Origin of the sequence: Sphingobium sp. CR2-8 (assembly GCF_035818615.1) — a bacterium.
Classification (GTDB): Bacteria; Pseudomonadota; Alphaproteobacteria; order Sphingomonadales; family Sphingomonadaceae; genus Sphingobium.
In genome coordinates, this window is sequence record NZ_JAYKZY010000001.1 from 117,581 (window position 1) to 139,142 (window position 21,562).

Sequence of the window (21,562 nt, forward strand, 5' to 3'; positions counted from 1 at the left end):
CTGAGGCGCGGGAATTTTCGGACGATTAAGAGGGGGGATTCCATATGAAGATAGCGGTGGTCACTGGCGGTGCTCAGGGCATCGGCAAAGGTATCACCCAGACATTATTGGCGCAGGGCTGGAGAGTAGCGGTGCTGGACCAGGATGCCGAAGCAGTGCGCGATCTTTCCAATGAGATGCCGACCGACAAGCTTATTGCGATCCGGGCAGACGTTGCCAGCGAGCGCGACGTCGAAAAGGCGTTCGATAAAATTACGGACTGGACCAACGCTACGGAAGAGGCGCAGGGTATCGATCTGCTCGTCTCCAATGCGGGCCTTGCCAATCCGGTCAGCGGTCCGATCGAAAAACTGGAGCTAAAGAAATGGCAGGCGTGGCAGGACAGCCATGTGACGGGTGCTTTTCTGATGGTGCGCGCTGCCGTCCCGCTCCTGCGCCAGCGTAAAGGCGTAATTGTGGTCATGGCGTCGACCCGCGCGGTCCAATCGGAACCCGATACGGAGGCCTATGCTGCGGCCAAAGGCGCGCTCTGCGCCTTGACCCATGCGCTGGCGATCAGTCTTGGCCCCGACATCCGCGTCAATGCTATCCTACCCGGCTGGATTGAAAGCCGCCCTTGGGCCAAAGCAGAGGTGCGCGAAGCGGTGGAGCATCGCGCGATCGACCGGGATCAGCATCCGGTCGGCCGCGTCGGCGAACCGTCCGACATCGCGGCGACCGTCCTGTTTCTGGCGTCCGAAGGTGCGGGGTTCATCACGGGGCAGCAGATCGCCGTCGATGGCGGCATGACCCGAAAGATGATCTACGCGCATTGACGGTTATCTATATCCGGCGGTTTTGGTCCTGCGCTTCAGCGCGCTGGATGTCGGTCATGCGAGCGGCATCCTCAGGCGTTCCAAGGATCAATGGACGCCGCCATTGCGCCATCTGCGCTAGTTGGTCGCCAAAGCTTGTGAATGGCGACCAATCGCCGTCTTCCTCCTGAAACACCCAAGCGCCAGATGCGTGCGCTAGGGCTATTCCCCCAGCGACATCCCAGATGTTAGGTGTCGCGAACCTGGCGACTTGCAGAAGGCCTGACGCCACGAACGCACATTCGATCGCGGCTGCTCCTGTCTTGCCCCCATCCCACGGACCCGCGCTAGACTGGCGATGCGGATAGCCCGCCGTTTGCGAACGGCGGGGTTGGGCATGCGTGAGACCTGTTCGCCCTCAAACCGCAAACCCGCGCCGCTGCCGTCATGATAGACGCCAGGCGTAAGTAAATGACTTGTGCTGCACCATAATGCGCTAACGACAGGAACGCCCCGGTATACGACGCGCACGGATGACGCAAATAGCGGGAAGCCGTTGATGAAGTTGCTTATCCCATCGATCGGGCGGCGATCGCCATTTCCATGCCGCTCATTCCGGATCGAATATCGTCCCGGCCATGTCTACAATAGCGAATGGCGAAGCCGGCCTGTTCCAATTGACCGATGAGCGACCGGATCGGCTCGGGCTTTGTTCCCGCATTGGGGCTATGGACCAAGAGCGCCTTCATCCGAAATATCTGCTATTCAACCTAGATCGCGTCGCCAACATACCGATCATAGTTTCGCCCCAAATTCTTCCAAAGCGGCCGTAACGACTTCGACCTTTGCATCATCCTGCAAATCGATCGAAACCATGATGCCGCCAGTAAGAGGAACATCATCCCTTTCGTCCTGATCGACCGTCTCGCTATCTGCGCCTCCAATCCGATTGCCTGCGCTGTTGTCCGGTCCGGATGCAGTCACGAAAATATCGGTTCGCTCAATGCCGATTTCTTGGACCAGTCGTTCCACGGCCATGTCCGCCTGGTCCCGCCTATCGAATGTGCCTGTCAATGTGGTGCTCATGGTGATCCTTTCATCAAGGCTTGGAATCGGCCCGATCAGCCTCTGGATAATCTTCCGGTTTCACGGTGCCGACAGAGGGGCGGTTCTCGACATTCTCCTGCGACTTGCCGCCGCGTGTGCGGGGATCGGGATCATCGCCATTGGCTCGGACATCGCCGACAGGCCCGCGTCGGGGCAATCCGTCCGATCGACCCTTTTCGGGGTCGAGCCCGTTTTCGTTTCCAGGCATGTTCTTGATCCTTCCGCAACGCAGTGGCCGGAAGCGATGCCCGGCCTTGGTATGAAGCGCTGATCAGGCGATCGGTTGCATTCTGGCTCTCCCCTTTATTGCCGGAACCACATGCCGCATGGACCGTTATCAATAGAACATATAGCGAACGATGAGGCTGTCATGATCGAACATCTGCATAATCCCAAACTTGATGAGCACCCGGCTTCGAACGTTGAGAAGGATCCAGCCAATTGGGTGTCGGGCAATGAACCCATCACTGGTGCGCAGGCATCCTATCTGGCGACATTATGCGAAGAAGCAGGTATGGAACTGCCCACCGGCGACCTGACTAAAGCTGACGCATCGCGGCGGATTGATGAATTGAAAGCGAAACTTGGGCGAGAGTGAGAGCTTGACAAATGAATCATCAGTGATGGTTCGTGACGGAAGTCGCATCACATGATGAAGCTTCCACAAAAGGGCGCAAAGCCTGCCGCAGCATCATGTGCATTCCACCCAAGTTGATATCGATCAGGCAGATTTTCCAATAGGCTATTGGGCCCATCCCTCCTTCAAGCGTTGTCCGCTCATGCCCAGAGACGGCCTCCGAACGATCGGACACTCCGTGCGGACATCATAAGAATGGCTGGAGAATGCCCATGACGATGGCGACAGACGATGCCCCACCGACGACATCGAAGTTGAATGAAGAACGCGCGAGCGGGATCGCGGCAGTGTCCCAATCCAGGGGCGACGACCTGATCGGGCGCTCGGTCACGATCAACCGCCCTCGCGACGAACTCTTTGCCTATTGGCGCGATTTTTCCAATCTGCCTTCTTTTATGGACAATGTCGAACGGATCGACATCCTGTCCAATACGACCTCGCATTGGGTGGTAAAGGCTCCGGCGGGACGCACCGTAGAATGGGACGCGACCATCACGGAGGAGAAGACTGGCGAGTTGATCGCCTGGACTTCCGCAGAAGACGCCGATGTCCCCAACAGCGGGCGCATCGAATTTCGCGATGCAGGCGTGCGTGGCACCATTGTCACGGCAACCATCGTCTATGATCCGCCCGCAGGTGTGGTGGGCAAGGTGATCGCCAAGCTGTTCCAGCGCGAACCCGCGATACAGGCGCGACGCGATCTGCGCCGTTTCAAACAATTTATGGAGACGGGGGAGGTCGCAACCGCAGCCTTTACCCGAAAGCAACGCGACGAGGAGAAAGCCTGATGCGCGCGCTCACATGGCACGGTAAGCATGACGTCCGCGTCGATACCGTCGATGACCCCGAAATCCTCAACCCGCGCGATGCGATCATCAAGATCACGTCGACGGCGATCTGTGGGTCCGACCTGCATCTCTATGACGGCTATATTCCAACCATGCAGGCAGGCGACATACTTGGCCATGAATTCATGGGAGAGGTGGTCGAAACCGGTCCCAAATCCACCCTGCAGAAGGGACAGCGGGTTGTGGTTCCTTTCACCATCGCCTGCGGCAGCTGCTATCATTGCGGCAAGCATCAATATTCCGCCTGCGACAATGGCAACCCAGCCGACAATCAGGATATTGGTCAGGAAATGTATGGCCAGCCGATGTCGGGCCTGTTCGGATACAGTCATTTGACCGGCGGCTATGCTGGTGGACAGGCTGAATATGTGCGCGTGCCTTTCAGCGACGTGGGGCCGATCGTCGTGCCGGACGGGTTGGACGATGACGAGGTGCTGTTCCTGTCGGACATCCTGCCGACCGGGTGGCAGGCGGCGGAGAATGCGGACATCGAACCGGGCGACACGGTCGCGGTGTGGGGTTGCGGGCCGGTGGGGCTGTTCGCCGTCCAGTCCGCTTTCCTGATGGGCGCGCACCGCGTCATCGCGATCGACCATTTCCCGCATCGGCTGGAACTGGCGAAAAAATTCGGCGCCGAGACGATCAATTTCGAGGAGTCGAAAACTTACGAAGCATTGATGGAAATGACCGGCGGTATCGGGCCTGATGCAGTGATCGATGCGGTGGGCCTGGAAGCCCATGGGTTCTTTGTCGACAACGTCATCGATCAGATCAAGGCGTCGCTATTTTTGGGCACCGATCGCACCCATTCGATCCGGCAGGCAATCCATGCCTGTCGCAAGGGCGGGCGCGTGTCGATGCCAGCCGTCTACGGCGGCTTCGTAGATAAGTTTCCCTTGGGCGCGTTCATGGAAAAGGGTCTGACCCTCAAGACCGGTCAGACGAGCGTCCAGCATTATATGCCCGCCCTGCTCAATGCAATTCTTGAGGGGAAGATCGATACGACCTTCCTAATTTCCCATCGCATGGGGCTGGAAGATGCGCCCAAGGGCTACAAGATGTTTCATGACAATCAAAATGACGTAACCAAGATCGTGCTGAAGCCCGGTCTCGCCGTCGCCGCGCAATAGGACAGACAGATATGGCCAATAAATTCGCGATCGTCACCGGGGCCTCCACCGGCATCGGCTTTGAACTTGCCTCCATTGCCGCGAAAAATGGGTATGACCTGCTAGTCGTGGCCGACGAACCGCTGATCGACGCCGCGGCGCAGGATTTCAAGCAGCATGGCGTAGAAGTTATTGCGGTCGAGGCCGATCTTTCGACACTGCAAGGCGTGGACACGCTCCTCGCTGCGGCCGATGGGCGGCAGATCGATTTGTTATGCGCCAACGCTGGGCGCGGCCTGGGCCACGCTTTTCTCGATCAGGATGTGAGCGACTGGCGGCGCGTGGTGGACACAAACATCACCGGCACGCTGTATTTGCTGCAAAAGGTCCTAAAGGCGATGGTGGCGTGTGACGACGGCAAGGTGCTGATCACCGGATCGATCGCAGGCTTCATTCCGGGCAGCTTCCAGGCCGTCTATAATGGTAGCAAGGCGTTCGTGGACAGCTTTGCCGACGCAATCCGTAACGAGATTAAGGACAGCAAGGGCGTCACCGTCACGACCCTGATGCCGGGGCCGGTCGAGACGGAATTTTTCGATCGCGCCGACATGCTCGACACCAGTGTAGGATCATCCGACAGCAAGAGCGATCCAGCCGACGTCGCGCGTGACGGCTGGGATGCGCTGATGAAGGGAGAGGCGCATATAGTGTCCGGGTGGAAGAACAAGGTGCAGGCGGCCGTCGCGCATGTCACCCCGGCCTCGGTGCTGGCAGAACAGCATCGTAAGATGGCGGAACCGGGATCGGCAGACGAAGGCTGAAATGCCCCACGCAAATCTATCAGTTTCGCTCGGTAAGCGACTGAAATGAGATGCTGCGCTTCTTATTCTTCCCAAGAAAAACGATCTATTAGATCATCGAATTCGCCAAGATGAGTGAGCGAAATTGAGGAGAGGTTGGTCACTACACGCCTGCTCCGATACTACTTTATAAGATGGCTGTTGGTACAGCTTAAATCGACGCCACCTGTAAACGTCGAATGGCGGCGCCGGGCCTGACACAGCCTTCGCACCGCCGCATTGAAACAAGGTATTTCGGTGGATTGCCGTCAGAAACCAGACGGTCCGCAGCCAGGATACATAAATCCGCTGCCGAATATCGTATTAGGGTCGTTTTGCTCTGGTGCGTTCTTCCCTAGGCCATTTTGGACAGAAGAGAAGTGTCATAGGATTATCCGAATTTGATCCCGCCGCTCGCGAGTTTTGTGGAATGTGGAACGTTTGCGCCAACAAGCGCTAGGAGCCTTGGCAAATTCGGGGAGTTCGTTTCTTGTTTCATCAAGATCGACGGCACCGAGATCGAGCGAAATCGACAGCCAACTGAGTGGTTTCGTCTGTGCTGATAAAAAATCTTCACACGCCGGCTTATTCGCCAGCGAGGTCAGCACGATCTGGGTCACGGCCTTGCTGGCGGTCCAGCGATCGCATGATCGGCGTGACCGTCAGGCCATGAAGTATGATGGAAAAGAGGACGACCAAACCTACCAGTCCCCATAGTCGGTCGGCATTTGCGACATTCATATGGTTGAGGCCATAGGCAAGATAATAGATCGACCCCACGCCGCGAATGCCGAAAAAGGCCAGGGTCAGTTTCTCAGTCCGATCAGCCTTCAGTCCGCTAAGGCCTATCCACCCTGCCAGTGGCCGAACCATCAACAGGATGACCAGCGCTACACCGATATCCATCCACGTCACGGAGGACAGCAGGCCGCTGACCAGGGCACCGCCAAACAGGAGTAGCAACACCATCATGGCGAGCCGTTCGATCTGTTCGGTCACATCATGCATGTCATGGTGAAAATCATGGTCCCGGTGCGTGCTGCGGAATGTCAGGGCGGTGACGAACACAGCCAGGAAACCATAGGAATGGATAATTTCGGTCAGGCCATAGGACACGCATGTCGCTGCCAGCGCAATCAGGCCATCCCCGGTCTGCGCAAGCTTGGATTCAGCCGAGACGTGGAAGGTCAACCAGCCAAAGAGCCGACCGATCGCCCATCCGCCGCCTATGCCTGCCAAGACCTCCCACAAGACCCTGTAGCTCAGCCATTCGCCAAACCACGACTGGCCTGTGCCAGCCACGGCCGCAAGCGCAATAGCGAGATGGACGAAAGGAAAAGCCAACCCATCATTTAATCCGGCCTCCGATGTTAAACCAAAGCGCACCTCATCTTCATCGCCCGCTTTTGGTGGTCCCACCTGAATGTCGGCGGCCAGGACCGGGTCTGTAGGTGCAAGGCTGGCACCAAGTAGCAAGGCGACGGCCCAAGGCAAACCTAATGAACAGACTGTAAAAAAGGTGATAGCTAAGATGCAGAGCGGCATGGTGATAGCCAGCAGTCGCCACGTCACCAACCAATCACGCCAGTAGAACATCCGATCGATTTTCAGGCCTGCGCCCATGAGCGCGATGATCACCACGAATTCGGTAAAACGTTCTGTGATCTCAGGGTAGAGGACAGGGAGCGGTCGCAAAGTGACCTGTGGCAAAGAGAAAAGCGCCGCCCCCAGCGCCATGCAAACAATCGGCAGGGACAAGGGTAATTTCTTCAGGACGAGTGGCAACCAGACCACCAATGCGGTCAGGAGGCCAAAGCCTGTGAGCAGTAAGATATAAGGGTCGGGAAGCGGCCAGTGGAGATTCATTGTGATAGCGCCGCTTCCCTCATGGCGTCAGGCGGCCGCAATCGTCTTTTCGATATCGGACATTGCATGGCCGGTCAGATCCTTGGAAATCTCGCCGATCAGCACAGCCGATAGTGCCTTGTGATAATGTTTGCGCAGTTCGCCCAATGTACGCGGTGCGGCGACAATAACGAGATCGGCGATCTTGCCGTCCAGCACCTGCTTGTTAAGAAATTCGGCCGTTCCAGCCGCGAAACCGTCTTCTTGAAGCTGGCTGTCAGACGGATTGGCAGAGCTGCTTCCATGGCGTCCGCCCGACCCGTGATTGTCGGACGATATCGCCGCATTGGGCAATGCCGTGAGGTTAGGCGCGTTTTCGTCCCCACCATTATGAAATAGGTTCAGCTTTGCGCCATCGACTATGGCGATGCTCGCGTTCTTGGGTATTTTCATGAAAATGTCCTTTGCATCGACCCGATCTATGCCTTGCGCGACGAATCAAAACGCCCTGACCTGTAAAGGCCGGGGCGTTTTGCTGGCGAACCAACGATCAAATGACGTTGGACGATGAACCATAGAGCGCCCGGTCCCGCTCGACTTCCGCGCGGGTATAGGGTTGCGCACTCTCGTCGAACCGGCTCCAGCCCGTATCGCGATAGACCTGACCGCGCGTAGCGGCATCGACTGAGCGATGACGCTCAAGCACGGCTTCCGCTTCGATCACCTTGTCGTCGGGCACCTTGGCGCTGACCAATGTGCCGCCGCGACGGACGCCTTCGGAATAGATCTCGGCGTCCTCTTCGGAATGACCAGCATTTTTGAGCGCGCCGACAATGCCGCCGGTCGCCGCGCCGCCCGCAGCCCCGATCGCTGCGCCTGCTGCTGTCGCAGCAAGCCATCCTGCTGCAACGATCGGACCAAGGCCCGGAATCGCGAGCAGGCCAAGGCCTGCCAGCAATCCGCCTGCGCCGCCAAGTGCCGCTCCGGTCGTAACACCGCGGGTGACATCGCCATCCTCGTTGACGCTGTCACCGTCATGGTCGCCGTGCGCGCCATCGCTGTTGTTGGCGACGATGCTGAGATCGTCATGGGCAATGCCGATGGCTTCCAAGTCGCGCACGGCGTTGGTCGCGTCGGCATAATCGTCGAAAAGGCGTGTAATGGTCTGAGACATGGGTCTCTCCTAAATTATGTAGCTGTTAGCGAACGGTGACGTTGCCCTTAAAGTCGAGCATGACCGTCTGTTGTTTTCCGCCCTTGCGAGCCATGCCGTGCCACAGGCCGTCCTTCTTGGTCAGTTTGCCGACCTGTGTGTAACCTGCCTTCATGAAGCGACCCCGGGCTTGGTCCTCGGTGAAGGAGTTGGCGCCCTTTGCCGGTGCAGCCATTTTGTGGGGGGCGCTGTCCTTTACGGCGGGGTTGTGGGACCCGTCCTGGTGCGTTTGCGCTCCAGCGGCGGTTATGATGAATCCGGTCGCGCAAAGGGCGACGATCTGGCGTAGCATGTCTGATCTCTCCTGATGGTCATAACGAATGTGGACGCACGACGCGCTCCACGATCCGTCGTCAAATTATTTGTGGGGATCGCAAGAACCGGCACCTGCCATCCCGACGGACAGCAGGCCCGCCATTCAGACTTCCTCAGCTTCCGCCTTCAGATTGACGACGGTTTCGGCAAGTTTCGTCATATATTCGTCGCCACCGTAAATGTCCTTGGTCGCGTCGCGCAGCTTCTTGCTGTCGTCCTTCAGGCCCAGCGCCTTGGCATAGGCGGCTGCCGTGCCGAAGCCGGCAATGCCATAATGGGTCATGCGCTGATATTGCGCGACGATGATGACGTCGAGCAGCGGACCCTTTTTCGGTCCTTCCTCGATAATATGCTTGGTCGCTTCCTCGACCAGGCCTTCCATGCCCTTGCAATGTTCCTTGGCCACCTTCTCGCCCTGACCGGCGATCAGTTCCTTCAGAAGATCGGTATGGTCGGCAATCCCTTCCTGTGATTTGGACAGCATGTCCTTCAGGCCTTCGTCGCTGGCCTTGGTCGTGATCTTCTTGAGCACGCGCACCATCTGGTCATTAGCTGACCAAAGATCCTTCAGCTCGTCGGTGTAGATATCCTTGAAATCTTCGGGCGTCGACATGTGCGTTCCTTCATCGGTGATGGCTGGGCCGCCCGCGTCCTGACAAATGGATCAGCCAACGGTGATGGCACCGAAAGAACGTGGGACGAGAGCATCCGGGCCCGGCTGAGCGATAATGTTTTTTCGCCGTACTGCTCAAGCACCCGCAAAACGTGGAAGGCGCGATGGAGCACCTGACCGTCCGCAGTTGGCCGCCAGAAATTTGCAGCTGAGAGTCCGGCTTGGGTCGACATCGTTAGACGGGAAGTGGGACAAAGCCGCCGTTCGTGAGCGCGACCGTGAAAGTCGGCTAACGGGCGAACCGGACGATCATGAGACCTTGAAGCTCGGTAGCAAACGTCAAGGTTATTCCAGCTGCAAAAGCCTGGGCAAGCACGCTGCAATCATGCCGCGGCCTTACCCACGGCCGGAGCCAGACGGTCGACCAGAATGGCACTGGCCTGATTGAGACCGGTCACCTCGACCAGCATGCAATGGTGACGCATCTTGGTTACAACCTCCTCCAGCGCCTCCACCGCGGTGATGTCCCATAAGTGACTTGCGGTAAGATCGATGCGGACGCGGGCTGCGGTGTCCCGAAGGTCGAACTGGTCGCTGAAGATTTCGGCGCTGGCGAAGAAGATCTGCCCGCTTACCGTGTAGATCCGAGTATCTGTCGCCGGATCATAACTCGCCTCGACTTTCATCAACCGGGTGACCTTGAAGGCGAAGAACACGCCACTCAGCAGAACGCCGATCGCAACGCCAGCGGACAGGTCATGGGTGGCCACCGTCACGATGACCGTCGCGACCATGACCATGCCTGAAACCTTGGGGTGCTTTGCCAGATCGCGGATCGATCCCCAGGAGAAGGTGCTGACCGACACCATGATCATGATCGCAACGAGCGCTGCTACCGGCACTTGCGCGACCCACGGGCGCAGCGGAACCATGACAAGCAGCAGGAACACGCCCGCCACCAGTGTGGAGAGGCGCCCGCGACCGCCGTAACGGACATTGCCTACCGTTTGACCAATCATGCCGCAGCCTGCGATGCCGCCAAACAGTCCGGCCGCGACATTGGCGAGGCCAAGGCCGGTGCATTCCCGCGCCTTTGAACTGTCGGTTTCGGTTAGGTCGTCGACGACCGTCGCGGTCATCATCGATTCAAGGAGGCCTACCGCCGCCATGGCGAGCGCAAAGGGCGCCACGACCTTAAGCGTATCCCATTCGAGGGGGACGGCCGGCAGCGTCAGGGATGGGAGCGACGCGGGCAGGCGGCCGAGGTCCGAAACCGTGTGGATGGGCATGGGATAGGTGATGCTGATCGCTGTCAGGACCAGGATGCAGATGAGAGGCGATGGGATCGCCGTCGTTAGGCGCGGGACTAGGTATATGATGGCAAGCCCGCCCGCGATCATCGCATAACTGTGCCACGTTACGCCCAGCATCTGGGGTACCTGTGCCGAGAAGATGAGGATGGCCAGCGCATTGACGAAGCCGATCCGCACCGAGCGGGACACGAAGCGCATCAGAATGTCGAGCTTGAGCAGGCCGAAGATGATCTGAAATACGCCAGCCAGCAGCGTGGCGGCAAGCAGATATTGCAGGCCATGGGCATGGACCAGAGCGGCCGCGACAAGGGCTACCGATCCCGCCGCGCCCGAAATCATCGCGGGTCGACCGCCGGCAAAGGCGATGACGATACCAATGGTGAAGGAGGCAAATAGGCCGACCTCGGGATCGATGCCCGCGACGAAGGAGAAGGCAATGACTTCAGGGATCAACGCGAAGGTGCCGACCATGCCGGCCAGGACGTCTCGCCGGGCATTGCCCATGCCGTTGAACCATTCGGCGCGATAGCGCGAAAGAGCTGTGCTGTTCATGCTTGATAACCGAAAATGATCGCAGGGGGGCGCGGCTGGAGCGGGCGGATGACGGCCTGCGACGAACGTTGTCCGGCGGATCGGCGGCCGGAATAGCCACCCGGAATTGCACCGGGTCCCTGCGAATGAATGTGCCCTAGCGTGTCAATGGCTGACGCGCAATCATGGCGTTTTGGCAGACCTTATGGACGAGGCCGCTGCGACCGCCTCTCGCTATCTGCTACATCATGCTTTTCAACACGCCATCTCGCCGGATAAACCCATGAAACAAAGCAGCCCCCAGATGTGCCAGAAAGGTCGCGAACAGCAACAGCGCCAGCACCGTATGGGCAGAGCGCAAGCCAGCAAACAGGGCAAGATCGCGATGCAGGATCGGCGGCAGATCGATGGAGCCAAAGATTTCGATCGGATAGCCGCCAGCGGATAACATCGCCCAACCTATGATCGGCAAGGCAAACATCAGACCGTAAAGCAGCCAGTGGGAGGCTTTGGCCATCGCTTTCTGCCAGTCAGGAAGATCGGCAGGCAAGCCGGGAGGAGGGTTTATCAGCCGGTTGATCAGGCGCGCTGCCACCAGAATCAGGATCAGGATCCCGATACTGCGATGGACCGAGAGCAACATATGATAGCGCGGCGATGTCGTACTTACCATGCCGATGCCGATAAACAGCATGACAAGGATCAGCGTTGCCATCGTCCAGTGCAACAGCCGGGAAAGGAGCGGGAAACGCGCTGCTGCCTGTGTCATCGCGCCGATCCCGCTAAATGGCCCGTAACTGCGCTAGGTGGCTTACGCTCTCCCGCGCGGCGCCTGAAGCTTTCGGCATAAACCGCCGATCGGGCATATGGTATGGGGTCATCGGACGGCTCGATGCCTGCCGGCAGCACCAGCGGGTCGAAATTGACGTCCTGACAATTGCCCGTCGCTTCGGGTTCGACATGATCGATCACCAATTCGCCCATGTCGACCTTCTTCCTGTTTTCCGGCCAGATTTCGGCGGCTTTGTTGGGATCGCCCGGTTCGGCGATCGTTGCAACGAGGCGCCATTTGACCGGTGCCTTGGCGACGCGGGCAATCAGGTCTTCGAACATGTAGTTTGCCGATCGACCTTTGCGCTGATCGGGCGATAGCGTTTCAAAGGGATCGGTTGCCTGCATCGACCAGCGAACCAGATGGCGCCTGCCATCGGGGTCCACAAAGAGGAAGCCGTTGATGCTGTTGTAGCTGTCATTGGCAAAACCCGACGCCGTGGGCTTTGCCAGCATCCGCGCCTTGAAGGCGACCGTTTCAGGATGCCGGGCCAGAAACGCATTCATCTTTGTAGGATCCGGCTTGCCGGTCGCAGGGTCGGGCGCGGAGGCGACCGCATTGTCGTAAAAATCCTGGGGCGTCGAGACGGCAAGGCCCGGCGTATCATTGATTGCCATGCGCCATTCCTGCGCGTCGGCGGGCTGCAACCGCAACGCCATGCTGCGCACACCAGCTTCCGGATCCTTGCCGTAAGGATCCGGACTTCCGACGGCAAACCGGCCAGTGACGGGGACCACATCACCGTTGAATACGGCGGCTGTTGACAGGGCGCGCCCCGCAGCACTGCCCACGAAGGTTCCAGCTATGCAAATGCCCTTTGCATGAGCCCGACGAAATCCGGCATGGGTCCCGCCACCGCCTGCTTCGATTTCATTGGTCATTCGGGCGCCGCTCAATCGGCCGGTACTGAAGAAGCCGCCAGCGTACAGGAAAAGGCCGGCAGTCGTAGCCAGCACAGTGGCGATAGCGATAACTTGAGCAGGTCGTCGCTTGAGCAGCGACAATGTGTCCGGCGGTTGGTGATCGGGGTCATTTTCGGGTGGCTGCGCGTCGTCCGCCAAATGCGGTCTCCCGAAATGTAGGTTTCACTGTCGCAACAAAGCTTCAGGCGTCTATCTGTTCCGCACTGGTGAGACATACTGGTTGCATCAGTGTCGTCTCTCCTTCGTTTTTTACGAAAGGATCAGTCCCAGAGAAGGAGCAGCGGCCTGATCGGAACGACCAGCACCGTGAGCAAGGCCGTTCGCAAGGATGGCCGACGCGCAAGTCGTTCGCAGTCTTTGGCTGGCTGGCATTACCGCAGCAAGCTTGCTGAGGACGGGCCATTGAACGCCTCATAGGCCTTGCTCACCTGCAGCGCGCCGGTGACGACGGCGCGCGAAACCCCAATATTTTCGTGAGCGTCATGACCCTGCGCCAACCCTCATGCGTTTGCGTACAAATTCCCCAACATCCGCGAGGACGCGCATATGACGACAGTGGCACAAGTGATCGTGGAAACGCTTCAGGCCGCAGGTGTTCGTCGCTGTTACGGCATTCCTGGCGACACGCTCAATCACATCACCGATGCCATTCGGACCAGCGACATAAGATGGGTGCATGTACGGCACGAAGAGGCGGCGGGCTTCGCGGCCGGCGCCGACGCGATGCTGACGGGCGAACTGGCCGCCTGCGCCGGCTCTTGCGGTCCGGGCAGCCTGCATTTCATCAACGGCCTGTTCGAATCCCATCGCAATCGCGCGCCGGTGGTGCTGATCGCCAGCCAGATCGTCAGGGACGAACTGGGTTTCGATTTCCCGCAGGAGGTCGATTTCAAGTCGGTCTATGCCTCGTGCAGCGTCTTTTGCGAGGAGATACGCACGCCTGCGCAGGCGCGACGGATGACGGCGATGGCGGCGCAAGCGGCGCTCGCCCGGCGCGGCGTCGCGGTGCTGATCGTGCCTGCGGATGTGTCGAGCGCCAAGGCGCCCGATGAACCACACTTCGCCGTGCATTGCGCAGAGCCTGTGGTGCGTCCATCCGATGCGGAACTCGATCGGCTGGCTGCCGCGATCAATGGTGGCAGGCGTGTGGCGATCTATGGCGGTTCGGGCTGCGAACGCGCGCATGACGCCGTCGTGGCGCTTGCCAATCGGCTGCGCGCGCCAGTAGCGCGCACATCGCGCGCCAAGGATTTTCTGGAGCATGACAACCCGTTCGATGTGGGCATGACCGGCATTTTCGGTAGCGAGTCCGGCTATCATGCGCTCATGTCGTGCGATGTGCTCTTGCTGCTCGGCTGCGACTTTGCGTGGCGGCAATTCTATCCGGAGAAGGCGACGATCCTTCAGGTCGATCTCGATGGCACGCATCTGGGCCGTCGGCACCCGGTCGATATCGGCGTGGTCGGCGATATCGGCCCGACGCTCGATGCGCTGCTGCCGCGCGTCGTGCAGCGTGATGACGACAAGTTTCTCGACGAATGCCTCGACCATCATCGCAAGGCCGTGGCGGCGCAGGCGAAACATGCGACCGTGGGCAAGGGCGGCGCGATCCATCCGCAATATCTGACCGAGACGATCTCGCGCCACGCCGATGTCGATGCCGTGTTCACGGCCGATGGCGGATCGCCGATGGTCTGGAGCCTGCGGCATATCGCATCGACCGGCCAGAACCGCACCGTGGTCAGCCTCAGCCATGGCACGATGGCGAACGCGATGCCGCAGGCGCTGGGCGCCAAGGCGGCATTTCCCGACCGGCAGGTCATCGCGCTGTCGGGCGATGGCGGGATTGCCATGCTGCTCGGCGACCTGCTGACAGCCGTGCAGGAGAAGCTGCCCATCAAGGTGGTCGTCTACAATAATGGCGCACTCGACTTCGTGGAGATCGAGCAGAAGGTCGAGGGGCTGCTCGACGCCTATACCGGCCTCGTCAATCCCGACTTCGCGCGCGTGGCCGAAGCAATCGGCTTTCGCGGGTGGCGGGTCGAGAAATCCGAAGATCTCGACGCCGCCGTTCAGGCATGGCTCGCCGAGCCGGGGCCGGCCTTGCTTGATGTGGTCACGGATCGGTTCGAACTAGTTATGCCGCCCAGTGTGAAACCAGGACAGGTGGCGGGCATGGCGCTCTATTCCGCCAAGGCGGTGCTGGGCGGTCGCGGTCGTGACGTCGTGGGCATGGTGCGGAATTTGTTGTCATGAACGCCCGGCCTGGTCTCGCGGACGCTCTGTTCCGCGACCATGCGTTGTCACGTAACATTCTGCTCTTGATCGGCCTGGCGGGAACGACGGCGGTTGCGGTCATCGGCTTGCGTCATCCCCGCATCTGGTGGCTGCTCCTGCTGTTCGTGCCGCTGCTGGTTCTGGCGCTGATCGACCTGTCGCAGACCCGCCATTCGCTCCGCCGCAATTATCCCGCATCGGCGCGCGTCCGCTGGTTCTTCGAATGGCTGCGCCCCTTCCTTCGCGCTTACATCGTCGAAAGCGATCTGGACGGACGCCCCTTCAGCCATGACGAGCGGGCGCTGGTCTATGCCCGCGCCAAGGGGGATGTCTCGACCCATCCGTTCGGGACGGAACTCGACGTCTATTCCGAGGAATATGAGTGGCTCGCTCATTCGATCGCGCCGTCCCGCTATGCCGAGAAATATACCCGCGTCACCGTGGGAACGGACCAATGCAGCCGACCTTACAAGGCCGCGCGGCTCAACATTTCGGCGATGAGTTTCGGCGCGCTGGGCGCAAACGCGATCGAGGCGCTGAACCTGGGCGCGAAGATCGGCGGCTTCTACCATGATACCGGCGAAGGCGGCCTGTCACCCTATCATCTCAAACATGGCGGCGACGTGGTGTGGGAACTGGGATCGGGCTATTTCGGCTACCGCGACGCGCAGGGCAATTTCGAGCCTTCCCATTTCAAGGAACGCGCCGCCAATGACGCGGTGGTGATGACGGAAATCAAGCTGAGCCAGGGCGCCAAGCCAGGGCATGGCGGATTGCTGCCCGGTCCCAAGGTGACGGCGGAGATCGCCAAGATCCGCGATATTCCCGAGGGCGAGGATTGCCTCTCGCCGCCCTATCACACCGCCTTTTCGACGCCGCGCGAACTGCTGGTCTTCGCCGCGCAGATGCGTGACCTGTCCGGCGGCAAGCCGGTCGGGATCAAGCTGTGTGTCGGCTATCCGCACGAACTGTTCGCCGTGGTGAAGGCGATGATCGAGACGGAGATACTGGTCGATTTCATCGTTATCGACGGCGCGGAAGGCGGCACGGGCGCCGCGCCCACCGAACTGTCCGACCGGGTCGGCATGCCGCTGCGCGAAGGGTTGATAATGGCCCGTAACGCGCTTGTCGGCACCAACCTCAAGGGCAAGGTCAAACTTGCCGCGTCCGGAAAGGTCTATTCGGGCGCAGCGATCGCCATGAATGCGGCGCTGGGTGCCGACTGGTGCAATGCGGCGCGGTCGTTCATGTTCTCGCTCGGCTGCGTGCAGTCGATGCGCTGTCACACCGACACCTGCCCCACGGGGGTCGCGACCCAGTCGCCGGCGCGCCAGCGCGCTCTGGTCGTGCCGGAAAAGGCGCAGCGCGTCGCGCGCTTCCAGCAGGCGACCCTCGATGCGCTGCATGACATCGTTGTAGCCGCAGGACTGAACTCGCCGGACGAATTTACCCCCGACGGCCTGCGCCAGCGGATCAATGCGGCGGAGATGCGGTCGATCGACGAGATCTACCCGTTCGTACAGCCGGGCGAACTGCTGGACGGCGCGCGCGATCCGCGTCTTGCCGCCTGGTGGAATGCGGCCGATCCGGCCAGCTTCGCGAGGCGGATGTGAAGGAAACGAAGCGCGGGCTTCTTCTTCATCATCCCTTTGTTGCCGGATCGCTCGCAATTCTGCTCGGACTGGGCGTGGCCGCGAGCGTGACATCGCCGCCGATGCTGCTGAGCATCCTGGATGGCGCGATGGGCGGCGGTCTGGGCGTGGAAAAGGCGGGCGATGCCATCGCCTTCGGCACGCACGACCAGCGATTGGATGTGTGGCGACCAACGCAGCGGAGCCAGCAGTCCTTGCCGGTCGTGATCTTCTGGTATGGCGGCGGTTGGGTGAAAGGCACGCGGGAAGCCTATGCCTTCGCGGCCAGAGCCTATGCGAAACAGGGCTTCGTCGTCGTGGTGCCGGATTATCGCAAGGTGCCGGCTGTTCGCTTCCCCGCCTTCCTCGAAGACGGCGCACAGGCGGTTCGCTGGACGCGCGACCATGTCGGCGACTTTGGCGGTGATGCCGGCCATATTGCCGTGGCCGGTCATTCGGCCGGCGCCTATACGGTCGCGATGCTGACGCTCGACCCGCAGTGGCTGCGCGCGCAAAAAGTCGATCCCGGCATCATCAAGGCGGCCGTGGCTCTGTGCGGCCCCTATGATTTCTATCCCTTCACCGACAGGCGCGCGATCGACGCGATGCTGGGCGCGCCCGATCCGCAACTGACGCAGCCGATCCGTTTCGCGCGGGCGGACGCGGCGCCCATGCTGCTCGTCTCCGCCGGCGACGATGTCGAGGTCAGGGCGCATAATGCGAACAATCTGACCACGCGCCTTCAGGCGCTGCATGGACGGGTCACGCAAATCGACTATCCCGGGCTGAGCCATGAAAATGTTGCGATGGCCCTGTCGGCGCCCTTCAGGGGCAAGGCGCCCGTGCTCGCGGACAGCGTCCATTTCCTGCGGACTGCCCTCGCCAGAACTCAAGGAGTCAAGGAATGACGGACGATCTTTATGTGGTGGCTATCCTCACCAGCAAGCCGGATCAGGCGGATGCCCTGCGCGACCTGCTGATACCCGCGACCGAAGCCTTCCGGCAGGAGGATGGATGCAAGGCCTATAGCCTGCACGAGGACATCAAGCGTCCGGGCCGTTTCGTGACCTATGAGGTCTGGCGCGACAAGGCAGCTTTGGCGGCGCATATGGAATCGCCGACCATGAAGGCGGCGACGCCCAAGCTGGGGCCGATTCTGGAAAGCGAGATGGAACAGCATCTCCTTGGCACGCTGCTACAGCTTTAGGGGCAATCCACTTGTGCCTTTGCGCCGCGCAGTTCTGACTATATCAGCTCCCAAGGAACCGCATCGCCACCCCGTTCATGCAATAGCGTAACCCTGTCGGCTTCGGGCCGTCTTCGAAGACATGGCCCAGATGGCCAGCGCAGCGGGCGCAATGCACCTCGGTGCGGGCCATGAGCAGTTCACGGTCGGTTCGCGTCGCCACCGCGCGTGGCAGAGGCGCATAGAAGCTGGGCCAGCCAGTGCCGCTGTCGAATTTGGTGGTCGACGAAAACAGCGGCAGCGCGCAGCCGGCGCAAACGAACCCGCCCTTGCGATGTTCGTCGTTGAGCGGGCTCGAATAGGGCCGCTCGGTGCTGGCCTGGCGCAGGACGGCATAGGCGCCCGGTGAAAGCCGCTTTCGCCATTCGGCGTCGGTAAGCGTGAAGGTCGGAGGGGTTGCAGCGGCCGCAGGCTCAGAGCCTGCACCGGCCAGCCGCCAAGCCAGCGCTCCAAGTGCAGCGGTGCCGCACAGGGCGAGGAAGCGACGACGGTCGTGGGCAGCGGGAGAAGTTGTCGTACCTCTTATACGTGTCATCCGGGCGTCTGGTTACACAGAATTCGCGCACGCGATGTAACCGGCTGGCTTCGCCTAACGTATATCCCTGCATAACCGCAGGAGTATGCCCCATGCCTCGCTTCGTTCCCGTGATCGCCGTGCTTCTTGCAGGTGGCGGCCTGCTCACCATGATGAGCCCCGGCATCGCCGCCGAGAAGGTGGTGATGGCGCCCGTCGCGGCGATCACCGAACCCGCGACCGGCCAGAAGGAAACCGCGATCTTTGCTGGCGGCTGCTTCTGGGGCGTGGAGGGCGTCTTCTCCCATGTGAAGGGCGTCATCAGCGCGACGTCGGGCTATGCCGGCGGCAAGGCGTCGACGGCGGACTATGAGACGGTGTCGTCCGGGACGACGGGCCATGCGGAATCGGTGAAGATCGTGTTCGATCCTGCTCAGGTGAACTACGCCGATCTTCTGCGGATCTATTTCTCGGTGGTGGCCGATCCTACGCAGGTCAATCGGCAGGGACCGGATTCCGGCACGCAATATCGGTCGGCACTGTTCCCCATGACGCCTGCTCAAGACAAGGTCGCGCGCGCCAATATCGCGCAACTGACGGAGGCCCATGTCTACAGCCGCCCGATCGTGACGCGCATCGAAGCTGGCCGCGTCTTCTATCCGGCCGAGGCCTATCACCAGGATTTCATGGCCCGCAATCCGACCTATCCCTACATCGTCTATAACGACCGGCCCAAGGTCGAAGCGCTCAAACGGCTATTCCCGAACAACTGGAAGGCCTGAGGGAAGGCTGGCTGAAACCCCATGAGGCCGCTACCCATGGACGACGAACATGGGAGAGAAACATGGCCTTTACCCTCTATGCGGCAATCATCCCGTCCTGGCTGCAAATCCTCGGGTCCGTTTCGCGTCTCGTCACCAAGGTAGAGGCATATTGCAGCGAGAAAGGCTGGCCGGCTGAAGCACTGATCGAGGCGCGCCTGGCCGACGACATGCTGCCTTTCGCCTATCAGGTGAAGTCGACAGCGGTGCACTCGATCGGCGCAATCGAAGGGGTGCGGCGCGGCAGCTTCTCGCCCGACACGACGCAGCCGCCCGCCACCTTCGAGGGGCTTCGCGCGCGGGTGGCCGAGACGATCGCCAGCCTGGAAGCGATCGACCCCGAGGAGGTCGAAAGCTTCATCGGGCGCGACATGCGTTTCACCTTCGGCGACCAGCATATCGATTTTCTGGCGGAGGATTTCCTTCTGTCCTTCTCGCAGCCCAATTTCTATTTCCATGCGACGACGGCCTACGACATCCTGCGGATGAAGGGGCTGGAAATCGGCAAGCGCGACTTCAACGGCCGGGTGCGCAAGAAGCGATGACAGATGCCGGTCAAATACCGGCGTACCATTGATAGTCCGCCGAATCTTCCCAGTAGCCGCCCTTGCCGGCGCCGACCTTCGCCAGATTGTCGACCAGTTCGATCCGCATCACATATTTGGCCTGCTTGTAGCCGAGCTGCCGCTCGACCCGCAGGCGGAGCGGGGCGCCATGGCCAACGCTCAGCAACTCGTCGTTCATGCCCCAGGCCAGGATCGTCTGCGGATGATAGGCGTCGATCAGGTCGATGCTCTCATAATAGGGATCGCCACCGAAATCGTCGGCACAATGGAAAACGACATAGCGGGCCGCAGCCAGCGGACCGGCAGCGTCCATCAGCAGCTTCAAGGGCAGGCCGGTCCATTTGCCGATGGCGCTCCAGCCCTCGACACAGTCGTGGCGCGTAGTCTGGGTTCGCGCTGGCAGCGCCCGGATCTGCGCGAGCGAAAAGGCCAGAGGCCGCCGGACAAGGCCATCGACCGCAAGTTTCCAGTCGGCAAAGCCCCGCTCCATATGCGCCTGATAGGCGTCGCCGCCCGGCATGGTGTTGCCGTTCATGCGGAAGCTGGGTGACATGTCGGACGCGGCATATTCGCGGGCGAGCGCATGGCGATCGGTCACTACGCGCTGGGCACGCCGCGTCAGCCCTTCGCCGAAGCCGAGTACATTGCGGACCGTCGGCGATGCGACGATGCGGTCGCAACCGCCAAGCAGCAGGCTGCCCGCACCCGCGCCGATCGATCCGATGAGCTTGCGGCGTGTCAGGATCGTCATTGCGCTTTCTCCCTGGACAGGCGGTACCAGCCGGTGATCATCGAGCGTAGTTCGTTCACCCGGCCGGCGAGCAGGACCATCGCCAGATGGACGAAGATGAACGCGACGAGCAGGCCCGCGCAGATGAAATGGATCGAACGCGCCGATTGGCGGCCACCGAACACGTCGAGCAACCAGGGCCAGGCTGCGTCCATGCCCGGCGACATGGTAAGCCCGGTCAGAACCATCGCCGGCAGCAGGCCGAAGATCACACCGACATAGCTCAGCTTTTGCAGGATATTGTAGCGCCGCGCGGCCTCGCCCTTGGGGAAGCGCAGGCGGGCATGGTTCTTGATATCCTGCCAGATGTGGCGCGGACGCAATTCGTCCCGCGTGGGCGTCAGGTCGCGCTGGACATGGCGGGTCGCGAGGCCCCAGAGCCAGAACAGCAGGCCCGGCACGACCAGAATCCAGGCAAAGGCGAAATGCCATTGGCGCGCCGCTGCCAGATCATAAGTCGATGGGATCGTGACCAGGGCCGGGAAGGCAAGCTCATTGCCGTCCGATATCCCGAGCACGCCGGTGGTGGGGATCGACAGTGACCCGAGCTTGAGGAAGCCCTTTTGGTCCTCACTGCCTATCGCGAGCCATGGCGTGTCGTCATTGGCGCCATATTGGCCCCAATAGAGCATCGGGTGGGCGTTGAAGATCATCAGACCGCTCATCAGCATGACGATGACGCTCAAGGCGTTCAGCCAATGCCATAGCCGGACTGGCCGGCGTTGCCGGTAGATGAGATCGCCGCCTTCCGGTGCGGATCGATCAGGATCGGACATGGTACGGCTCCTGTCGGAGAAT

28 protein-coding genes, 1 pseudogene and 1 other annotated feature are annotated in these 21,562 nt (G+C 60.6%); of the genes and pseudogenes, 12 read left to right on the plus strand and 17 right to left on the minus strand.

Features of this window, described 5'->3' with window-relative positions; genetic code table 11:
- Positions 1-44 precede the first annotated feature (44 nt).
- Positions 45-815: an SDR family oxidoreductase gene (locus U5A82_RS00555; RefSeq protein ID WP_326287835.1), complete on the plus strand. Its 771-nt coding sequence runs from the start codon at positions 45-47 to the stop codon at positions 813-815.
- Positions 816-822: 7 nt separating this feature from the next.
- On the opposite strand, the pseudogene U5A82_RS21635 reads toward U5A82_RS00555, so the two are convergent.
- The 5 genes and pseudogenes from U5A82_RS21635 to U5A82_RS00570 form a co-directional block, all read right to left on the minus strand.
- Positions 823-1,107: pseudogene (locus tag U5A82_RS21635) on the minus strand (hypothetical protein); the annotation flags it as partial.
- Positions 1,017-1,325, minus strand: coding sequence for a hypothetical protein (locus tag U5A82_RS21640; RefSeq protein ID WP_442802124.1), 309 nt, complete (start codon positions 1,323-1,325; stop codon positions 1,017-1,019). The pseudogene U5A82_RS21635 and the gene U5A82_RS21640, both read right to left, overlap by 91 nt.
- 38 nt (positions 1,326-1,363) lie before the next feature.
- The gene (locus U5A82_RS00560) at positions 1,364-1,543 is read right to left on the minus strand and encodes a hypothetical protein (protein ID WP_326287837.1); all 180 of its coding nucleotides are present in this window, start codon (positions 1,541-1,543) and stop codon (positions 1,364-1,366) included.
- A 46-nt stretch (positions 1,544-1,589) separates the two neighbouring features.
- Positions 1,590-1,880 (minus strand): hypothetical protein, encoded by a 291-nt coding sequence (locus U5A82_RS00565; RefSeq protein WP_326287839.1) that lies wholly within the window; start codon positions 1,878-1,880, stop codon positions 1,590-1,592.
- Positions 1,881-1,893: 13 nt separating this feature from the next.
- The gene (locus U5A82_RS00570) at positions 1,894-2,109 is read right to left on the minus strand and encodes a hypothetical protein (RefSeq protein WP_326287841.1); all 216 of its coding nucleotides are present in this window, start codon (positions 2,107-2,109) and stop codon (positions 1,894-1,896) included.
- Between the two features lie 162 nt (positions 2,110-2,271).
- On the opposite strand from U5A82_RS00570, the gene U5A82_RS00575 reads away from it, so the two are divergent.
- The 4 genes from U5A82_RS00575 to U5A82_RS00590 all read left to right on the plus strand — a co-directional run bounded on the left by U5A82_RS00575 (position 2,272) and on the right by U5A82_RS00590 (position 5,316).
- Positions 2,272-2,499 carry a DUF3072 domain-containing protein gene (locus tag U5A82_RS00575; RefSeq protein WP_326287842.1) on the plus strand — a complete coding sequence of 76 codons (228 nt, stop codon included), beginning with the start codon at positions 2,272-2,274 and terminating at the stop codon, positions 2,497-2,499.
- Between the two features lie 251 nt (positions 2,500-2,750).
- The gene (locus U5A82_RS00580; RefSeq protein WP_326287843.1) at positions 2,751-3,326 is read left to right on the plus strand and encodes an SRPBCC family protein; all 576 of its coding nucleotides are present in this window, start codon (positions 2,751-2,753) and stop codon (positions 3,324-3,326) included.
- Positions 3,326-4,516: a zinc-dependent alcohol dehydrogenase gene (locus U5A82_RS00585; protein WP_326287845.1), complete on the plus strand. Its 1,191-nt coding sequence runs from the start codon at positions 3,326-3,328 to the stop codon at positions 4,514-4,516. The genes U5A82_RS00580 and U5A82_RS00585 overlap by 1 nt, the downstream gene beginning before the upstream one ends.
- Positions 4,517-4,527: 11 nt before the next feature.
- A complete protein-coding gene (locus tag U5A82_RS00590) occupies positions 4,528-5,316 on the plus strand; it encodes an SDR family NAD(P)-dependent oxidoreductase (RefSeq protein ID WP_326287847.1) in 789 nt (262 codons plus the stop codon).
- A 401-nt stretch (positions 5,317-5,717) separates the two neighbouring features.
- On the opposite strand, the gene U5A82_RS00595 is transcribed toward U5A82_RS00590, so the two are convergent.
- The 9 genes from U5A82_RS00595 to U5A82_RS00635 form a co-directional block, all read right to left on the minus strand.
- Positions 5,718-5,954: a hypothetical protein gene (locus U5A82_RS00595; RefSeq protein ID WP_326287848.1), complete on the minus strand. Its 237-nt coding sequence runs from the start codon at positions 5,952-5,954 to the stop codon at positions 5,718-5,720.
- Positions 5,920-7,200: a cation:proton antiporter gene (locus U5A82_RS00600; protein ID WP_326287849.1), complete on the minus strand. Its 1,281-nt coding sequence runs from the start codon at positions 7,198-7,200 to the stop codon at positions 5,920-5,922. The genes U5A82_RS00595 and U5A82_RS00600 overlap by 35 nt, the downstream gene beginning before the upstream one ends.
- Positions 7,201-7,227: 27 nt before the next feature.
- Positions 7,228-7,632 carry a host attachment family protein gene (locus tag U5A82_RS00605; RefSeq protein ID WP_326287851.1) on the minus strand — a complete coding sequence of 135 codons (405 nt, stop codon included), beginning with the start codon at positions 7,630-7,632 and terminating at the stop codon, positions 7,228-7,230.
- 97 nt (positions 7,633-7,729) lie between these two features.
- Positions 7,730-8,353 (minus strand): hypothetical protein, encoded by a 624-nt coding sequence (locus U5A82_RS00610; protein ID WP_326287853.1) that lies wholly within the window; start codon positions 8,351-8,353, stop codon positions 7,730-7,732.
- Between the two features lie 25 nt (positions 8,354-8,378).
- Positions 8,379-8,684, minus strand: a complete 306-nt coding sequence (locus U5A82_RS00615) for a hypothetical protein (protein ID WP_326287854.1) — start codon at positions 8,682-8,684, stop codon at positions 8,379-8,381.
- A gap of 126 nt (positions 8,685-8,810) precedes the next feature.
- Positions 8,811-9,320: a YciE/YciF ferroxidase family protein gene (locus U5A82_RS00620; protein ID WP_326287855.1), complete on the minus strand. Its 510-nt coding sequence runs from the start codon at positions 9,318-9,320 to the stop codon at positions 8,811-8,813.
- Between the two features lie 383 nt (positions 9,321-9,703).
- A complete protein-coding gene (locus U5A82_RS00625) occupies positions 9,704-11,185 on the minus strand; it encodes a SulP family inorganic anion transporter (RefSeq protein WP_326287856.1) in 1,482 nt (493 codons plus the stop codon).
- A gap of 66 nt (positions 11,186-11,251) precedes the next feature.
- Positions 11,252-11,307: a sequence feature (sul1 is cis-regulatory element that is thought to sense ions involved in sulfur or methionine metabolism; They are found in Alphaproteobacteria), on the minus strand.
- A gap of 98 nt (positions 11,308-11,405) precedes the next feature.
- Positions 11,406-11,933 (minus strand): cytochrome b, encoded by a 528-nt coding sequence (locus U5A82_RS00630; protein WP_326287857.1) that lies wholly within the window; start codon positions 11,931-11,933, stop codon positions 11,406-11,408.
- Positions 11,930-12,877 carry a catalase family peroxidase gene (locus U5A82_RS00635; protein ID WP_326288759.1) on the minus strand — a complete coding sequence of 316 codons (948 nt, stop codon included), beginning with the start codon at positions 12,875-12,877 and terminating at the stop codon, positions 11,930-11,932. Before U5A82_RS00635 ends, U5A82_RS00630 begins: the two co-directional genes overlap by 4 nt.
- Between U5A82_RS00635 and U5A82_RS00640 the strand changes: the two genes are divergently transcribed.
- The 5 genes from U5A82_RS00640 to U5A82_RS00660 all read left to right on the plus strand — a co-directional run bounded on the left by U5A82_RS00640 (position 12,818) and on the right by U5A82_RS00660 (position 18,034).
- On the plus strand, positions 12,818-13,078 hold the full coding sequence (locus U5A82_RS00640; protein ID WP_326288811.1) for a hypothetical protein: 261 nt from the start codon (positions 12,818-12,820) through the stop codon (positions 13,076-13,078). The genes U5A82_RS00635 and U5A82_RS00640 overlap by 60 nt on opposite strands.
- Positions 13,079-13,465: 387 nt before the next feature.
- Complete coding sequence (locus U5A82_RS00645) at positions 13,466-15,175, plus strand: thiamine pyrophosphate-dependent enzyme (RefSeq protein ID WP_326287858.1); 1,710 nt, start codon at positions 13,466-13,468, stop codon at positions 15,173-15,175.
- Positions 15,172-16,809, plus strand: a complete 1,638-nt coding sequence (locus U5A82_RS00650; protein ID WP_326287860.1) for an FMN-binding glutamate synthase family protein — start codon at positions 15,172-15,174, stop codon at positions 16,807-16,809. The genes U5A82_RS00645 and U5A82_RS00650 overlap by 4 nt, the downstream gene beginning before the upstream one ends.
- Positions 16,806-17,735 (plus strand): alpha/beta hydrolase, encoded by a 930-nt coding sequence (locus tag U5A82_RS00655; protein ID WP_326287862.1) that lies wholly within the window; start codon positions 16,806-16,808, stop codon positions 17,733-17,735. Before U5A82_RS00650 ends, U5A82_RS00655 begins: the two co-directional genes overlap by 4 nt.
- Positions 17,732-18,034 (plus strand): putative quinol monooxygenase, encoded by a 303-nt coding sequence (locus U5A82_RS00660; protein WP_326287864.1) that lies wholly within the window; start codon positions 17,732-17,734, stop codon positions 18,032-18,034. Before U5A82_RS00655 ends, U5A82_RS00660 begins: the two co-directional genes overlap by 4 nt.
- 43 nt (positions 18,035-18,077) lie before the next feature.
- Here U5A82_RS00660 and msrB read toward each other — a convergent pair whose 3' ends face one another.
- A complete protein-coding gene (msrB, locus tag U5A82_RS00665) occupies positions 18,078-18,608 on the minus strand; it encodes a peptide-methionine (R)-S-oxide reductase MsrB (RefSeq protein ID WP_326287866.1) in 531 nt (176 codons plus the stop codon).
- 92 nt (positions 18,609-18,700) lie between these two features.
- Here msrB and msrA point away from each other — a divergent pair, with 92 nt between their 5' ends.
- A complete protein-coding gene (gene msrA / locus U5A82_RS00670) occupies positions 18,701-19,369 on the plus strand; it encodes a peptide-methionine (S)-S-oxide reductase MsrA (RefSeq protein WP_326287867.1) in 669 nt (222 codons plus the stop codon).
- A gap of 62 nt (positions 19,370-19,431) precedes the next feature.
- Positions 19,432-19,953, plus strand: coding sequence for a DUF1993 domain-containing protein (locus U5A82_RS00675; RefSeq protein ID WP_326287869.1), 522 nt, complete (start codon positions 19,432-19,434; stop codon positions 19,951-19,953).
- Between the two features lie 10 nt (positions 19,954-19,963).
- Here U5A82_RS00675 and U5A82_RS00680 read toward each other — a convergent pair whose 3' ends face one another.
- Both U5A82_RS00680 and U5A82_RS00685 read right to left on the minus strand, forming a co-directional pair.
- Positions 19,964-20,725: a molybdopterin-binding protein gene (locus tag U5A82_RS00680; protein WP_326287871.1), complete on the minus strand. Its 762-nt coding sequence runs from the start codon at positions 20,723-20,725 to the stop codon at positions 19,964-19,966.
- Positions 20,722-21,540, minus strand: a complete 819-nt coding sequence (locus U5A82_RS00685; protein ID WP_326287872.1) for a cytochrome b/b6 domain-containing protein — start codon at positions 21,538-21,540, stop codon at positions 20,722-20,724. Before U5A82_RS00685 ends, U5A82_RS00680 begins: the two co-directional genes overlap by 4 nt.
- Positions 21,541-21,562 lie beyond the last annotated feature (22 nt).

Coding starts and splice junctions, on each gene's coding strand:
- U5A82_RS00630 (WP_326287857.1), bottom strand. CDS start 11,933: ATGACACAGGCAGCAGCGCGTTTCCCGCTCCTTTCCCGGCTGTTGCAC.
- U5A82_RS00685 (WP_326287872.1), bottom strand. CDS start 21,540: ATGTCCGATCCTGATCGATCCGCACCGGAAGGCGGCGATCTCATCTAC.
- U5A82_RS00575 (WP_326287842.1), top strand. CDS start 2,272: ATGATCGAACATCTGCATAATCCCAAACTTGATGAGCACCCGGCTTCG.
- U5A82_RS00635 (WP_326288759.1), bottom strand. CDS start 12,877: ATGACCAATGAAATCGAAGCAGGCGGTGGCGGGACCCATGCCGGATTT.
- U5A82_RS00680 (WP_326287871.1), bottom strand. CDS start 20,725: ATGACGATCCTGACACGCCGCAAGCTCATCGGATCGATCGGCGCGGGT.
- U5A82_RS00640 (WP_326288811.1), top strand. CDS start 12,818: ATGAGCCCGACGAAATCCGGCATGGGTCCCGCCACCGCCTGCTTCGAT.
- U5A82_RS00610 (WP_326287853.1), bottom strand. CDS start 8,353: ATGTCTCAGACCATTACACGCCTTTTCGACGATTATGCCGACGCGACC.
- msrB (WP_326287866.1), bottom strand. CDS start 18,608: ATGACACGTATAAGAGGTACGACAACTTCTCCCGCTGCCCACGACCGT.
- U5A82_RS00590 (WP_326287847.1), top strand. CDS start 4,528: ATGGCCAATAAATTCGCGATCGTCACCGGGGCCTCCACCGGCATCGGC.
- U5A82_RS00605 (WP_326287851.1), bottom strand. CDS start 7,632: ATGAAAATACCCAAGAACGCGAGCATCGCCATAGTCGATGGCGCAAAG.
- U5A82_RS00650 (WP_326287860.1), top strand. CDS start 15,172: ATGAACGCCCGGCCTGGTCTCGCGGACGCTCTGTTCCGCGACCATGCG.
- U5A82_RS00585 (WP_326287845.1), top strand. CDS start 3,326: ATGCGCGCGCTCACATGGCACGGTAAGCATGACGTCCGCGTCGATACC.
- msrA (WP_326287867.1), top strand. CDS start 18,701: ATGCCTCGCTTCGTTCCCGTGATCGCCGTGCTTCTTGCAGGTGGCGGC.
- U5A82_RS00675 (WP_326287869.1), top strand. CDS start 19,432: ATGGCCTTTACCCTCTATGCGGCAATCATCCCGTCCTGGCTGCAAATC.
- U5A82_RS00580 (WP_326287843.1), top strand. CDS start 2,751: ATGACGATGGCGACAGACGATGCCCCACCGACGACATCGAAGTTGAAT.
- U5A82_RS00600 (WP_326287849.1), bottom strand. CDS start 7,200: ATGAATCTCCACTGGCCGCTTCCCGACCCTTATATCTTACTGCTCACA.
- U5A82_RS00660 (WP_326287864.1), top strand. CDS start 17,732: ATGACGGACGATCTTTATGTGGTGGCTATCCTCACCAGCAAGCCGGAT.
- U5A82_RS00620 (WP_326287855.1), bottom strand. CDS start 9,320: ATGTCGACGCCCGAAGATTTCAAGGATATCTACACCGACGAGCTGAAG.
- U5A82_RS00565 (WP_326287839.1), bottom strand. CDS start 1,880: ATGAGCACCACATTGACAGGCACATTCGATAGGCGGGACCAGGCGGAC.
- U5A82_RS00560 (WP_326287837.1), bottom strand. CDS start 1,543: ATGAAGGCGCTCTTGGTCCATAGCCCCAATGCGGGAACAAAGCCCGAG.
- U5A82_RS00555 (WP_326287835.1), top strand. CDS start 45: ATGAAGATAGCGGTGGTCACTGGCGGTGCTCAGGGCATCGGCAAAGGT.
- U5A82_RS00615 (WP_326287854.1), bottom strand. CDS start 8,684: ATGCTACGCCAGATCGTCGCCCTTTGCGCGACCGGATTCATCATAACC.
- U5A82_RS00625 (WP_326287856.1), bottom strand. CDS start 11,185: ATGAACAGCACAGCTCTTTCGCGCTATCGCGCCGAATGGTTCAACGGC.
- U5A82_RS00645 (WP_326287858.1), top strand. CDS start 13,466: ATGACGACAGTGGCACAAGTGATCGTGGAAACGCTTCAGGCCGCAGGT.
- U5A82_RS00570 (WP_326287841.1), bottom strand. CDS start 2,109: ATGCCTGGAAACGAAAACGGGCTCGACCCCGAAAAGGGTCGATCGGAC.